At 72.4% G+C, this 13,284-nt stretch carries 13 protein-coding genes; 5 read left to right on the top strand and 8 right to left on the bottom strand.

Features of this window, described 5'->3' with window-relative positions; genetic code table 11:
- The first annotated feature begins 48 nt into the window (after positions 1-48).
- Both IEZ20_RS01355 and IEZ20_RS01350 read left to right on the top strand, forming a co-directional pair.
- Positions 49-420: a DoxX family protein gene (locus IEZ20_RS01355; protein ID WP_373303875.1), complete on the top strand. Its 372-nt coding sequence runs from the start codon at positions 49-51 to the stop codon at positions 418-420.
- Positions 417-1,361, top strand: coding sequence for an RNA polymerase sigma-70 factor (locus tag IEZ20_RS01350; protein WP_189294195.1), 945 nt, complete (start codon positions 417-419; stop codon positions 1,359-1,361). Before IEZ20_RS01355 ends, IEZ20_RS01350 begins: the two co-directional genes overlap by 4 nt.
- Before the next feature lie 9 nt (positions 1,362-1,370).
- Here the strand turns inward: IEZ20_RS01350 and IEZ20_RS01345 are convergent, their stop codons facing one another.
- The 5 genes from IEZ20_RS01345 to IEZ20_RS01325 are packed head-to-tail and all read right to left on the bottom strand — an operon-like array spanning position 1,371 to position 7,887.
- Positions 1,371-2,327 (bottom strand): dihydrodipicolinate synthase family protein, encoded by a 957-nt coding sequence (locus tag IEZ20_RS01345; protein WP_189294194.1) that lies wholly within the window; start codon positions 2,325-2,327, stop codon positions 1,371-1,373.
- Positions 2,327-3,331, bottom strand: a complete 1,005-nt coding sequence (locus IEZ20_RS01340) for an oligopeptide/dipeptide ABC transporter ATP-binding protein (RefSeq protein ID WP_189294193.1) — start codon at positions 3,329-3,331, stop codon at positions 2,327-2,329. The genes IEZ20_RS01345 and IEZ20_RS01340 overlap by 1 nt, the downstream gene beginning before the upstream one ends.
- Positions 3,328-5,307, bottom strand: coding sequence for a dipeptide/oligopeptide/nickel ABC transporter permease/ATP-binding protein (locus IEZ20_RS01335; RefSeq protein WP_189294192.1), 1,980 nt, complete (start codon positions 5,305-5,307; stop codon positions 3,328-3,330). Before IEZ20_RS01335 ends, IEZ20_RS01340 begins: the two co-directional genes overlap by 4 nt.
- A complete protein-coding gene (locus tag IEZ20_RS01330; RefSeq protein WP_189294191.1) occupies positions 5,307-6,263 on the bottom strand; it encodes an ABC transporter permease in 957 nt (318 codons plus the stop codon). The genes IEZ20_RS01335 and IEZ20_RS01330 overlap by 1 nt, the downstream gene beginning before the upstream one ends.
- A 4-nt stretch (positions 6,264-6,267) precedes the next feature.
- Positions 6,268-7,887, bottom strand: a complete 1,620-nt coding sequence (locus IEZ20_RS01325; protein ID WP_189294621.1) for an ABC transporter substrate-binding protein — start codon at positions 7,885-7,887, stop codon at positions 6,268-6,270.
- 239 nt (positions 7,888-8,126) lie between these two features.
- Between IEZ20_RS01325 and recO the strand changes: the two genes are divergently transcribed.
- From recO to IEZ20_RS01310, 3 genes are read left to right on the top strand one after another with little or no spacing between them, the layout of a single operon-like run.
- Entirely contained in the window at positions 8,127-8,873 is a 747-nt protein-coding gene (gene recO, locus IEZ20_RS01320) for a DNA repair protein RecO (protein ID WP_189294190.1), read from the top strand.
- 18 nt (positions 8,874-8,891) lie between these two features.
- On the top strand, positions 8,892-9,740 hold the full coding sequence (locus tag IEZ20_RS01315) for an isoprenyl transferase (RefSeq protein WP_189294189.1): 849 nt from the start codon (positions 8,892-8,894) through the stop codon (positions 9,738-9,740).
- A 39-nt stretch (positions 9,741-9,779) separates the two neighbouring features.
- Positions 9,780-11,105 (top strand): histidine-type phosphatase, encoded by a 1,326-nt coding sequence (locus IEZ20_RS01310; RefSeq protein ID WP_189294188.1) that lies wholly within the window; start codon positions 9,780-9,782, stop codon positions 11,103-11,105.
- Positions 11,106-11,127: 22 nt separating this feature from the next.
- Here the strand turns inward: IEZ20_RS01310 and IEZ20_RS01305 are convergent, their stop codons facing one another.
- From IEZ20_RS01305 to IEZ20_RS01295, 3 genes are all read right to left on the bottom strand, one after another.
- Positions 11,128-11,547: a Fur family transcriptional regulator gene (locus IEZ20_RS01305; RefSeq protein WP_189294187.1), complete on the bottom strand. Its 420-nt coding sequence runs from the start codon at positions 11,545-11,547 to the stop codon at positions 11,128-11,130.
- A gap of 61 nt (positions 11,548-11,608) precedes the next feature.
- Positions 11,609-12,511: a metal ABC transporter permease gene (locus IEZ20_RS01300; protein ID WP_189294186.1), complete on the bottom strand. Its 903-nt coding sequence runs from the start codon at positions 12,509-12,511 to the stop codon at positions 11,609-11,611.
- Positions 12,511-13,284 (bottom strand): metal ABC transporter ATP-binding protein, encoded by a 774-nt coding sequence (locus IEZ20_RS01295; protein ID WP_189294185.1) that lies wholly within the window; start codon positions 13,282-13,284, stop codon positions 12,511-12,513. Before IEZ20_RS01295 ends, IEZ20_RS01300 begins: the two co-directional genes overlap by 1 nt.

Below are 13,284 nucleotides of genomic sequence, written 5' to 3'. Positions count from 1 at the left end.
GGCTGTCTCGTCGTACGGGGTGCACGCACCGACCGGTACGAGGAGTGGATGACGATGAACCTGGTCCTGTGGATCGCCGCCGGACTGCTGGCCGCCGTGGCCCTGCTCGGAGGCGTCACCAAGACGTTGGTGCCGAGGGAGAGGCTGGCCGCCGTGCACGGCGGGGGGTGGACCGGCGAGGTCGGCGCCGGCTTCGTGAAGACACTCGGGGTGCTGGAGCTGCTGGCCGCGGCGGGACTGGTCCTGCCCGCCGCGCTCGGTGTCGCACCGGTACTGGTGCCGGTGACCGCGATCTGCTGGATGCTCCTGATGGCCGGTGCGATGATCACACACGGGCGGCGCGGCGAGTTCGCGCTCGTGCTGCTGAACGTCGTCTATTTCGCACTGGCCGCATTCGTCGCAGGGGGGCGCTTCACATGAGTACGACCAGGACCAGGACCGAGGAGTTCCAGGAGCTGCGGCCCCTGCTGTTCTCGATCGCCTACCGGATCCTCGGCAGCGTCAGCGAGGCCGAGGACGCCGTCCAGGAGACCTGGCTGCGCTACGTCGACTCCCCGACCGAACCCCGGTCGGTCAGGGCCTTCCTGTCGGCCACGGTGACCCGGCTCTCCATCGACGTGCTGCGCTCGGCCCGCGTCCGGCGGGAGGCGTACGTGGGACCGTGGTTCCCGGAGCCGCTGCTCGCCGACCCCTACGAGGACCCGGCGCGCTCGGCGGAGCTGGCCGACTCGGTGTCCCTGGCCGCCCTGCTCCTCCTCGAACGGCTCAGCCCGCTGGAGCGGGCCGTGTTCGTGCTGCGCGAGGTGTTCGACTTCGGCTTCCCCGAGATCGCCTCGGCCGTCGGCCGCTCGGAGGCCGCCTGCCGCCAGCTCGCGGTGCGGGCCCGCCGCCACATGACCGAGGGCCGGCCCCGCTTCGAGGCCGACCGCACCGCACGGGAGGAACTGGCGTCCCGGTTCTTCGACGCCCTCCGCGAAGGCGACGTCACCGGGCTGCAGGACCTGCTCGCCGCCGACGCGTCGATGGTCGGCGACGGCGGCGGCAAGTCGCCGCAGCTGGCCCGGACCGTCCTCGGCGCCGACAAGGTGGCCCGGCTGCTCGGCTCCGTCATCGCCCAGCTGGCCCTGGTCGACGCGACCTTCCAGACCCACGAGATCAACGGCCAGCCCGGCGCCATCTTCCGCGACCGGGACGGCAAGGTGCTCCAGACCCTGGCCCTCGACGTGCTCGACGGACGGATCCACGCGATCCGGCTGGTGGGCAACCCCGACAAGCTGGGGCACGTGGGCCCGGTCGCGGACGCCTGGGCGATCCACCGTCAGCTGCAGCAGCTGCGCCGGGACGCCCGGCCCACACCGTGACCGCCGCCCTCAGTGCCGGTGCGTCCCCTGCGCCCCGAGCCCCAGCAGTCCGGCCGCCGCCAGGAACTTGCCGACCTGCTCGACCTCCGCGCCGGACAACGGGACCTGCGGCTCCGCGGTCACCGGGCAGTCGATGATCCCGCGCAGGTGCAGCGCCGCCTTGAACGCGCCCAGCGCCGACGAGCTGCCGCCCATCCGCGCGGGATCCCCGGCGCCCACCATCCCGAACAGGGCGCACAGCCGCTCCTGTTCGGCCCGCGCCCCGTCCTGGTCGCCCGCCCGGCACAGGCGGTACAGACGGACGTACCCGTGCGGGTCGACGTTGGCCAGGCCCGGCACCGCCCCGTCCGCGCCCAGCGCCAGCGCCGCGTCGGCCACCAGCTCCGAACCGGTCAGCACGCTGAACCCGGCGTGGGCCCTGGCCCCCGTGACGACCTCACGGAACGCCGCCAGATCCCCGCTGGAGTCCTTGATCCCGGCCAGCACCCCGTCCCCGGCGAGCCCCAGCACCAGCTCGGCGGGGAGCTTGGTGTGCACGGCGACCGGGATGTCGTAGGCGATCACCGGGACCGGGCTGGCGGCGGCGACCCGGCGGTAGTGGTGGACGATCTCGGCGGGATGGGTGCGGGCGTAGAAGGGGGCGGTGACGACGACGGCCTGCGCGCCGGCCGACGTGACCGCCCGGACATGGTCCAGGACACGCGGGGTCGTCATGTCGATGGCACCGGCGAGCACGGGCAGCTGACCGCCCACGTGCCCGGTGACGGCCTCCACCACCCGCCGGCGCTGGACGTCCGTCAGAAAGGCCGCCTCCGACGTCGAGCCCAGCAGGAACAGCCCGTGCACCCCGGCCTCCACCAGGAAGTCGACCAGCCGCAGCAGCGAGGGCACGTCCACCTCGCGCTCCGGTGTCAGGGGCGTGCAGACGGGCGGGACGACACCGGTCAGCGGGGCGGGGAACGTCATCACGGCTCCTGGCGGGCTAGGTCTCGGGTCGGCTGGTCCTCCTCCACAGGATGGTGACACCGGTAGCGGTGTCCGGGCCGTGACGCGGCCGAGAAGTCGGGCATCGACCCGGCGCAGACCCCGTCCGCCTTCCAGCAGCGGGTGCGGAACGGGCAGCCGCTCGGCGGGCGGGTCGCCGACGGCACCGGCCCGGTCAGCGGGATCGGGTCGATCGGGTCCAGCAGACCGGGCGTGGCCGAGAACAGGGCGCGGGTGTACGGGTGCCGGGCCGCGTCGGTGACCCGGTCGGCCGGGGTCTCCTCCACGATCCGGCCCAGGTACATGGTGATCACCCGGTCGCTCATCCGCCGTACCGTCTGGATGTCGTGCGAGACGAACACCAGGGCCAGCCCGAGCCGCTCCCGCAGATCGAGCAGCAGGTTCAGGATCTGCGCGCGCACCGAGACGTCCAGTGCGCTGGTCGGCTCGTCCGCGACGACCAGCGCCGGTTCCAGGGCGAGCGCGCGGGCGATGGCGACCCGCTGCCGCTGACCGCCGGACAGCTGCCCCGGCAGCGCGTCCGCGAGCGCCCGGTCCAGCCCCACCAGTGCCATCAGCTCCCGCACCCGCTCCTCCCGCTCGGCCCGGGAGCCGCGCCGGTGGACGTCCAGCGGATCACGCAGGATACGGCGGACGGTCAGCCGGCGGTTCAGCGCGGTCGACGGGTCCTGGAAGATCATGCCGGTGCCCGCGCCGACCGTGGCCCGGCGCTCGGCGGCCGGCATCGCCCACAGGTCCCGCCCCCGGAACGACACCGACCCGGACACCGGCCGCTCGACGCCCACCAGCACCTTCGCCAGCGTCGACTTCCCGCACCCCGACTCACCGACCACCCCGACCGTCTCACCCGCCGCCACCGACAGATCGGCGCCGGTCAGGGCGTACACCCGGTCGCGCCGGAACAGGCCGCCGCTGCGGGCCCTGTGCACCACGTGCGCGTCCCGCACCTCCACCACAGCGGTCACTGCACCGCCTCCTCGCTCTCCGCCGACGTCAGCCGGACCGCCGGGTGATGACAGGCCGCCGAGTGCGCCGGGATCCCCGCGAGAACCGGGGCGGTCGCGTGGCACACCTCGGTGGCGAGCGGGCAGCGGCCGGCGAACCGGCAGCCCGCCGGGAAGTCGGCCGGCGCCGGTACGACCCCTCTGATCTGCGTCATCCGCTGCTCCGCCGATTCCAGCGAGAGCACACTGCCGAGCAGCCCCCGTGTGTAGTGGTGGGCCGGCGCCGCCACCAGCTCGGCGGTCACCCCCGTCTCCACGATCTGCCCGCCGTACATCACCACCACCCGGTCGGTGACGTCGGCGACCAGCGCCAGATCGTGCGAGACCAGGATCAGCGCGAACCCCAGCTCCTCCCGCAGCCGCAGCAGCAGCTCCATCACCTGCGCCTGCACGGTGACGTCCAGCGCCGTCGTCGGCTCGTCGGCGACGATCAGCTTCGGATCCCGGGACAGCGCCATCGCGATCAGCACCCGCTGCCGCTGCCCGCCGGACAGCTCGTGCGGATAGCTGCGCAGGGTGCGCTCCGGATCCAGCCCGACCAGCTCCATCAGCTCGCGCGGACCGCGCCTGCCCCCGCGCCGGACCAGCTGCCTCAGCTGGGCGCGGATGGTCATGGCCGGGTTCAGGGAGGACAGGGCGTCCTGGTAGACCATGGCCATCTCGTGGCCCAGCAGCCGCCGCCGCGCCCGCATCGGCTCGGCCAGCAGGTCCCGCTGCCGGAACCGCACCTGCCCGCTGACCCGGGCCCCCTTCGGCTGGAGCCCCATCACGGTGAGCGCGGTCAGCGACTTCCCGCAGCCCGACTCGCCCACCAGCCCCAGCACTTCACCCGGGAACACCTCGAAACCGACCCCGGCCACGATGTCCACACCCCGGTGCCGGTCCGGGAAGCCGATGGCGAGGTTCTCCACCGCCAGCACCGGCTGCCCGCCGGGGGCGGGGCGGGGGCGGGCCCGGGCCCGCAGCCGCCGGGCGGCCTCGGTGAGCTGGGGCAGCGGCAGCACCTCGCCGGTACCGGGCCCAGGGGCCTCCAGCCGGTCCTCCGGCGCGTGCGTCTCGCGGGGCGCGGGTGCCGCCCAGGCGTCCGAGACGCCCTCGGAGAGGATGTTCAGCGACAGCACGGTGCACAGGATCAGCAGTCCCGGGAAGACGGTCGCCCACCAGCCGCCGGTCAGCACCATGTTCTTGCCGTCGGCGATCACACTGCCCCAGGACGGGTCCGGGGGCCGTACGCCCGCGCCGATGAAGGACAGCGAGGCCTCGAAGACGATGGCCTCGGCGACCTGGACCGTGCAGAACACCAGCACCGGGGCGGCACAGTTGACGGCCACGTGCCGCAGCACGATGTGCGGGGTGCGGGCACCGATGACCCGCTCGGCGGTGACGTAGTCCTCGCCGTACTGATCCAGCACGTTGGCCCGTACGACCCGGGCCACGGGCGGGGTGAAGAGAAAGGCGATGGCGCAGACCAACACCTCGATCCCGCCCCCGAACACGGCCACCAGCACGGCCGCGAGCGCGATCCCCGGGAACGCCATCACCACGTCCAGACAGCGCATCAGCGTCTCGTCGACGGCCTTGCGGGAGGTGGCGGCGACCGCCCCCACGACGGCCCCGACGACGAGCGCGAGCGTGGTGGCGCCCAGCCCGATGGCGAGGGACCAGCGCGCCCCGTACATCAGCCGGCTGAGGATGTCCCGGCCCAGGCTGTCCTGCCCGAGCCAGTGCGCCGCCGACGGCCGCCCGGACCCGCCGACCGGGTCCTGCTGGTCGAGCGGATCGTCCGGGGCGAGGACGGGGGCGAGTACGGCGACGAGGACGACGACGGCCAGGAAGCAGACGGCGACCCGCGACAGCGGCGGCAGGCGGCGCCAGCCGCGCAGCCGGATGCCGCCGGGCCGGGTGAGCCGCTCGGTGAGCCTCGCGCGCGTGACCATCAGCCCGCCCTCAGACGTGGGTTGACCAGCAGATACAGAAGGTCGATGACGAGGTTGACGACGACGAACCCGGTCGCCGTGGTCAGGACGACCCCCTGCACGACGGCCGGGTCCCCGTTCTGCACGGCGTCGATCATCAGCTTGCCCATCCCGGGCAGCGAGAAGATCGTCTCGATGACGACCGCACCGCCGAGGAGGTAGCCGACCCGCAGCCCGAGCACGGTGAGGGGATTGACGAGCGCGTTGCGGAGCACGTTCCGCCCGACGACCACGCGCGGCGGCAGGCCGCTCCCGATCGCCGTCCGGACGTAGTCCTTGTCCAGTTCCTCCACCACGGAGGTCCGCACGATCCTGGTCAGCTGGGCGGCGACCGGCAGGGACAGGGCGACGGCCGGCAGCGCCATGGTCCGCAGCCAGCCGGTGACCGAGTCGGCCGGGTTGACGTACCCGCCGGTCGGGAACCAGCCCCGGTCCACCGCCAGGTACTGGATCATCAGCAGCGCCAGCCAGAACCCGGGCGCCGCGACCCCGACCAGGGAGACGACCCGGATGACCTGGTCCGGCAGCCGGTCCCGGTACACGGCGGCCGTCACCCCGCCCGCCAGCGCCAGCACCACCGCGACGGCCAGGCCGAGGAAGGTCAGCTGGAGGGTGAGCGGCAGCGCGGTGGTGACCTGGTCGGCCACCGGCGCCCGGGTCAGGACGCTGGTCCCCAGGTCGCCGTGGAGCAGATCGCCGACGAAGTGGACGTACCGCAGGGGCAGCGGATCCAGCAGCCCGTTGCGCTCCCGGAACTCGTGCAGCTGCCGCGGGGTCGGATTGGCACCCTGGAAGAACGCGGACGCGGGGTCCACGTCGGAGAACCGCATCACCAGGAACACGAACAGCACGATGCCGAGCAGCAGCGGCACGAGCAGGGCGACACGGCGGAGCAGGATCCGTACGACGGTCGTCATGCTGTCAGACCCACTTGGCCTGGAGGAGGTTGAGCCCGGGGTAGGGCTGTGCCCTTATCCCGGTGAGCCTGCGCGGATCCCAGGCGGTCATCAGCTCGTTGTGGACCACCGGGTACAGCACGGCCTGCTCGGCGACCACGTCGATGTAGTCCTGGACCATCGCCTTCTTCCTCGCGGCATCCGGCTCCCGCGTCGCCCGGTCCATGTCCCTGAAGAGCCGCTTGGCGACGGGGTCGCCGGCCCACCGCGTGTACTGCATCCACAGGTTCCCGGGCCCGTAGTTGTAGTGCATGACCAGATCGGCGTCGAGCCCGAACTGGTTGGGGTTGGAGGCGGCGGCGACGACCTGGTAGTCCCGCTTCTGGTCCATCTTCGTGAACACGGCGGTGGTCTCCTGCGGCGCGAGGGAGGTCTCCACACCGATCGCGTCCCAGGAGGCCTTGATGGTCGGCAGACAGTCCACGATCCAGCTGACGTTGACGGCGAGGAGCTCGACCTTGAGCCCGCTGACCCCGGCGGCCCTCAGCAGCGCCTTCGCCTTGCCGGGGTCGTGGTCGTAGACGGTTCTGGCCCGCCGGTAACTGGGATTGCCCTCGTTGAGGAACGAGGAGGCGGGCTTCCCGTGCCCCTTCAGCGCGACGCGGACCATCTTCTCGGTGTCGATGGCGTAGTGCAGGGCCTGGCGGACGCGGACGTCGTCGAAGGGCTTGTGCCGGGTGTTGAACATCAGGAAGAGGTTGTTCATCCCGGCCCCGCCGGCGACCTTCAGCCCGCCCTGTTCCAGCCGGGGGATGTTGGCGTACGGGATGTTGTCGGCGATCTGCGCCCCGGCCCCGGTACCGGAGATCTTCGCGACACGGGGAGCCGCGTCCACGATGGTGAGCCAGTTCATCCTGCGGAAGGCCGGCCTGCGGGGCCCGTTGTAGCCGTCGAACGCCTCGAAGGTGGTGTTCGACTTCGGGTGGTGCGCGGTCTGCCGGTACGGCCCCGAGCCCACGGCCAGCCCCTTGACCGCGTCGTCCCAGGCACCGGGCCGGGAGAAGACGTGCTTCGGCATGATCTTGGCGAGCGTGAGCCGGGCGAGCCCGTCCGGGAAGGGGAACTTGAGGACGAGTTCGACGGTCCGGGCGTCGACCTTCCGCACGGAGTCCAGCCAGGAGGCGAAGAACCCCTTGGCGAGGGTCTGGGTGCCGGGGTCCAGGATCCGGTCGTAGACGAACACGACGTCATCGGCGGTGACGGGCTTGCCGTCGTGGAAGGCGGCACCGGCGCGGAGCGAGAACCGCCAGGTGGTGGCGGAGGGGTCGCGGGGCACCGTGGTGGCGAGCGCGGGATAGGGCGCCCGGGTGATCGGATCGGTGTCCAACAGCCCCTCGTAGATGTGGTTGTTGGCGGCCATCGCGAACGCCGACGCCGTCTGCGTCGGATCCCAGCTGCCGTCATTGCCGTAGCCGATGACGGCGGTCAGCGTCCGGTTCTTCCCGGTGCCGCCGTTCCCGGTCTCGTTGGTGGACTCGGGACCGGCGGAACAGGCGGCCAGCGCGGGGGGAGCGGCGACGGCCGCACCGAGCACGCCGAGGCCTTTCAGGAGGGAGCGGCGGTGGGGGCTGGACGTGCCGGGCAGGCCGGCCGCGTGGGGCGACCGCGGCGCCCCGGCTCCGTCGGCGGTCACGTCGTCGTCGCGCACGGGTCCTCCAGCGGGTGGAAGGGAGGGGAGATACGACGTCCTACGTCCTACGTCCGGTCGGTAGCGCGACCATAGGAGGGGCTGTGGGGGCGGTCAAGACGGCACACACGAATGGCGTAGCCGCCCGAGGCCGGACGCGCTCCGGCCGCTCCCGGGCATGGGCGAGAATGGGTGTCATGAGTCTGTTCCGCGACGACGGCATCGTGCTGCGCACCCAGAAGCTGGGTGAGGCGGACCGGATCATCACGCTGCTCACGCGCGGTCACGGACGCGTCCGGGCCGTGGCGCGCGGGGTGCGGCGCACCAAGTCGAAGTTCGGGGCCCGGCTGGAGCCCTTCTCCCACGTGGACGTGCAGTTCTTCGCGCGGGGCAGCGAGCTGGTCGGGCGCGGCCTGCCGCTGTGCACGCAGAGCGAGACGATCGCGCCCTACGGCGGGGGGATCGTCACCGACTACGCGCGGTACACCGCCGGGACGGCCATGCTGGAGACGGCCGAGCGGTTCACCGACCACGAGGGTGAGCCGGCCGTGCAGCAGTACCTGCTGCTCGTGGGGGGGCTGCGGACGCTCGCCCGGGGCGAGCACGCGCCCCACCTCGTCCTCGACGCCTTCCTGCTGCGCTCCCTCGCCGTGAACGGGTACGCGCCCAGCTTCGGCGACTGCGCGAAGTGCGGGATGCCCGGTCCGAACCGGTTCTTCTCCGTGGCCTCCGGCGGGTCCGTCTGCGTCGACTGCCGGGTGCCCGGGAGTGTCGTACCGTCGCCGCAGACCCTGGTACTGCTCGGGGCGTTGCTTACGGGAGACTGGGAGACGGCGGACGCGTGCGAGCCGCGGTACGTCCGCGAGGGCAGCGGGCTGGTGTCCGCCTACCTGCACTGGCATCTGGAGCGCGGGCTGCGTTCGCTCAGGTACGTCGAGAAGTAAGAGGGAGACGAGAGGCACATGGTCGTACGCGGGATCCTGGGGCGCCAGCGGCGCGAGTACAGGGCGCCGGAGCCGCATCCGTCGGGTGCGCGTGCGCCCAAGCTCCCGGGTGAGCTGGTCCCGAACCATGTGGCGATCGTCATGGACGGCAACGGCAGGTGGGCGAAGGAGCGGGGGCTGCCGCGCACCGAGGGGCACAAGGTCGGCGCCGAGCGGGTGCTCGACGTGCTCCAGGGGTCCATCGAGGTCGGCGTGCGCAACATCTCGCTGTACGCCTTCTCCACCGAGAACTGGAAGCGGTCGCCCGACGAGGTCCGCTTCCTGATGAACTTCAACCGCGACTTCATCCGCAGGACCCGGGACCAGCTCGACGCCCTCGGGATCCGGGTGCGCTGGGTGGGCCGTATGCCCAGGCTGTGGAAGTCGGTGGCGAAGGAGCTGCAGGTCGCCCAGGAGCAGACCAAGGACAACGACCTGCTCACGCTGTACTTCTGCATGAACTACGGCGGCCGAGCGGAGATCGCCGACGCGGCGCAGCGGCTCGCGGAGGACGTGAAGGCGGGCCGGCTCGACCCGTCGAAGGTCTCCGAGAAGACGATCCAGAAGTACCTGTACTACCCGGACATGCCGGACGTCGACCTGTTCCTGCGGCCGAGCGGTGAGCAGCGCACCTCCAACTACCTGCTGTGGCAGAGCGCGTACGCCGAGATGGTCTTCCAGGACGTGCTGTGGCCCGACTTCGACCGCCGTGACCTGTGGCGGGCCTGCATGGAGTTCGCCTCCCGCGACCGCCGCTTCGGCGGAGCCGTGCCGAACGAGGAACTGCTCGCCATGGAGGCCGCCATGAAGGGCGATTCCACCTCGTAGCCACCGGGGGTTCACGCGGGCCGCCGAGCATACGGGATCATGAGACGTCTCACTCCTGTCCTCGCCCTCGGCGCCCTGCTGCTCACCGCGCTGCCCGCGCACGCGGCCGACGGGCCCGCGCACCGCGAGAGCTACGGCACCAAGGCGCCCTACGCGCCGCAGCGGAACCCGCACGGTTACCAGCGGCCCCCGGCCGGGTTCGAGCCGGTCTTCACCGAGAACGTCTCCCGGCACGGCTCCCGCGCGGCCACGGACAGCGAGGACGGGGATCTGGTCCTCGCGCTGTGGGACCAGGCCGAGGCGGAGGGGCAACTCACCGACACTGGCGAGGAGTTCGGGCCGACGGTCCGCGCCCTGGAAGCCGCCATGGCCAAGGTCGGCTACGGCAGCCTCAGCGGGCGCGGCAAGCGGGAACTGGCGGACACGGCCGTACGCATGGAGCGGCGGCTGCCCGCCCTGTTCCAGGAGATCGCGGACGACGGGGAGAAGATCGACGTCGTCAGCTCCGGGCAGGGGCGGGCCGTGGACAGCGGCACCGCGTTCACGGACGCCCTCGCCGGGGCCGACCCGGCGCTGGAGCCGCTCATCGGGCCGGCCCGCACCGACAAGGACCTGCTGTACTTCCACAAGGCGGCGGGCGGTGCCGCCTACCGGGACTACATCGCCCACGACCAGCGGCTCAAGGACACCCTGAGCCGGATCACCGGCCAGCCCCGGACGCGGCAGGCCGCCCGCGGGATACTGCGGAAGATCTTCAAGGACGCCTTCGTGGAGCGGATCGGCGACCAGGTGGGGGCCGCCGAGGCCGTCTACAACCTGTACGCCATCGCCCCCGCGATGAGCGAGGAGAGCCCGGGCGGCGCGGGCTGGGGCATGGAGCGGTTCGTCTCCCGTACGGACGCGGCCTGGTTCGGGTACCTCGGGGACGCGGAGGACTTCTACGAGAAGGGTCCCGGCTTCGACGACAGCGACATCACCTACCAGATGGCGGGCGTCCTGCTGGACGACCTGTTCCGGCAGGTCGAGGCCAAGCGGGCCGGCACCAGCCGTCTCGGCGCCGAGCTGCGCTTCACCCACGCCGAGGAGATCATCCCGCTGGCCGCGCTGATGGGCCTGCCGGGCAGCACGGAGCCGGCGGCGCCGGGGGAGCCGTACACCTACGCGGACAACCCGTGGCGGGGCGCCGCCGTCTCCCCGCTGGGCGCCAACATCCAGTGGGACGTCTTCCGCAAGGGCGACCGCTGGCTGGTGCGGATGCTCTACAACGAGAAGGAGACGGCGTTCAGGGCGGGGTGCCGTCCGGTCGCGAAGGGCAGCGCCTTCTACGACCTGGACGAGCTGGAGCGCTGCTTCGGGCGGAGCTGAGCCGGAGCGGGCGCCCCGGCGGTCAGGCCCGGGCGCAGCCGGCGCAGTCGGCGCACGTGCCGAAGATCTCCACCGTGTGCGCGACGTTCACGTAGCCGTGCTCCGCCGCGATGGCCTCGGCCCACTTCTCGACGGCCGGGCCCTCCACCTCCACCGCCTTGCCGCAGGCGCGGCAGACCAGGTGGTGGTGGTGCTCGCCGGTGGAGCAGCGGCGGTAGACGGACTCGCCCTCGGAGGTGCGCAGGACGTCGACCTCGCCGGCCTCGGCGAGGGACTGGAGGGTGCGGTAGACCGTGGTCAGGCCGACGGAGTCGCCCTTGTGCTTGAGCATGTCGTGCAGTTCCTGCGCGCTGCGGAACTCGTCGACCTCGTCCAGGGCCGCCGCCACGGCTGCACGCTGTCGGGTCGCGCGGCCCTTCACGGGCGGTCCAGCGGTCGTCACCCTTGCCTCCTCAACGTCTCGCGTCTGCCCGGGCCATTGTGCCAGCCCGGACTGTCAGCGGTCAGACGCCGACCTCGTCGCCGGCTCCCCGCGCGGCCGGAATGGAGCACTCCGCCGGGTCGCCGGCGGGCTGGGCCGCGGCGGCGGCGCGGGCGCGTCGCCGGGCCAGCGGGCCGGCCAGCGCGGTCAGCACGATGAACGCGGCGATGGTCAGCAGGACGATCGTGGCGCCGGGCGGAACGTACTGGTAGTACGACGTGACCGTGCCGCCGACGGCCACGGTCACCCCGATCGCCACCGCGATCACGAAGGTGACGGTGAAGCTGCGGCTGAGCTGCTGCGCCGCGGCCACGGGGACGACCATCAGCGCGGACACCAGCAGCAGGCCGACGACCCGCATGGCGACCGTGACGGTCACGGCCGCGGTGACGGCCGTCAGCAGGTTCAGCGCGCGCACCGGCAGGCCGGTGACCCGCGCGAACTCCTCGTCCTGGCTGACGGCGAACAGCTGGCGGCGCAGGCCCAGCGTGACCAGCAGCACGAAGGCGGCGAGCACGCAGATCGCGGTCACGTCGGACTCGGACACCGTCGACAGGGAGCCGAACAGGTACGACATCAGGTTGGCGTTGGAGCCGCCCGGCGCGAGGTTGATCAGCATCACACCGCCGGCCATACCGCCGTAGAACAGCATGGCGAGGGCGATGTCACCGCGCGTCCTGCCGTACCAGCGGATCAGTTCCATCAGGACCGCGCCGAGGACGGAGACGGCCGTCGCCATCCACACCGGGGAGGTGGAGAGGAGGAAGCCGAGGCCGACGCCGGTCATGGCGACGTGTCCGATGCCGTCGCCCATGAGGGCCTGGCGGCGCTGGACCAGGTAGATGCCGACCGCGGGCGCGGTGATGCCGACCAGGACGGCGGCCAGCAGCGCCCGCTGCATGAAGGCGTAGTTCAGGAAGTCCATCAGCTCAGCAGTCCCGTGCGGATCGGTTCGGCGCCCGCGGGTGCGTGCGGGTGTACGTGGTCGTGGCCGGGCAGCGCGTGCTGGCCGACCGCGCGCGGCGGCGGGCCGTCGTGCAGCACGCAGCCGTCGCGCAGGACGACCGCCCGGTCGATCAGGGGCTCCAGCGGGCCCAGTTCGTGCAGCACGAGGAGGACCGTCGCACCGGCCTCGACCTGCTGCTTCAGCGTCCGCGCCAGGATCTCCTGGCTGGCCAGGTCGACGCCCGCCATCGGCTCGTCCATGATCAGCAGTTCGGGTTCGGCGACCAGCGCGCGGGCGATCAGCACCCGCTGGTGCTGGCCGCCGGACAGGGCGTTCACGGAGTCCTTGGCGCGGTCCGCCATGCCGACCAGTTCCAGGGCCCGGCGCACGGCCTCCCGGTCGCCCTTGCGGAAGACGCCGAAGCGGGTGCGGGACAGGCGCCCGGAGGAGACGATCTCGGTGACCGTCGCCGGGACCCCGCCCGCGGCCGTGGTGCGCTGCGGTACGTAGCCCACGCGCGCCCAGTCCTTGAAGGACCGGCGGGGGGTGCCGAACAGCTCGATCGTGCCGCCGCTGACCGGGACCTGGCCGATGATCGTGCGGATCGCCGTGGACTTGCCGGAGCCGTTCGCGCCGAGCAGCGCGACGACCTCGCCGCGGCCGACGGTGAGGTCGATCCCGCGCAGTACGGGACGCGCGCCGAGTTCGGCGGTCACCCCGCGCAGGGCTATGACGGGCTCGGTGGCTGCCAT

Source organism: Streptomyces cinerochromogenes (genome assembly GCF_014648635.1).
Lineage (GTDB): Bacteria > Actinomycetota > Actinomycetes > Streptomycetales > Streptomycetaceae > Streptomyces > Streptomyces cinerochromogenes.
The sequence above is the reverse complement of the archived record's forward strand: the minus strand, read 5'-3'. Positions and strand labels throughout refer to the sequence as shown.

Excerpts from the sequence above, each read along its gene's own strand:
- IEZ20_RS01335 (WP_189294192.1), bottom strand. The coding sequence starts at position 5,307 with ATGGTCACGCGCGCGAGGCTCACCGAGCGGCTCACCCGGCCCGGCGGC.
- IEZ20_RS01350 (WP_189294195.1), top strand. The coding sequence starts at position 417 with ATGAGTACGACCAGGACCAGGACCGAGGAGTTCCAGGAGCTGCGGCCC.
- IEZ20_RS01345 (WP_189294194.1), bottom strand. The coding sequence starts at position 2,327 with ATGACGTTCCCCGCCCCGCTGACCGGTGTCGTCCCGCCCGTCTGCACG.
- IEZ20_RS01330 (WP_189294191.1), bottom strand. The coding sequence starts at position 6,263 with ATGACGACCGTCGTACGGATCCTGCTCCGCCGTGTCGCCCTGCTCGTG.
- IEZ20_RS01295 (WP_189294185.1), bottom strand. The coding sequence starts at position 13,284 with ATGGCAGCCACCGAGCCCGTCATAGCCCTGCGCGGGGTGACCGCCGAA.
- IEZ20_RS01300 (WP_189294186.1), bottom strand. The coding sequence starts at position 12,511 with ATGGACTTCCTGAACTACGCCTTCATGCAGCGGGCGCTGCTGGCCGCC.
- recO (WP_189294190.1), top strand. The coding sequence starts at position 8,127 with ATGAGTCTGTTCCGCGACGACGGCATCGTGCTGCGCACCCAGAAGCTG.
- IEZ20_RS01315 (WP_189294189.1), top strand. The coding sequence starts at position 8,892 with ATGGTCGTACGCGGGATCCTGGGGCGCCAGCGGCGCGAGTACAGGGCG.
- IEZ20_RS01310 (WP_189294188.1), top strand. The coding sequence starts at position 9,780 with ATGAGACGTCTCACTCCTGTCCTCGCCCTCGGCGCCCTGCTGCTCACC.
- IEZ20_RS01355 (WP_373303875.1), top strand. The coding sequence starts at position 49 with ATGACGATGAACCTGGTCCTGTGGATCGCCGCCGGACTGCTGGCCGCC.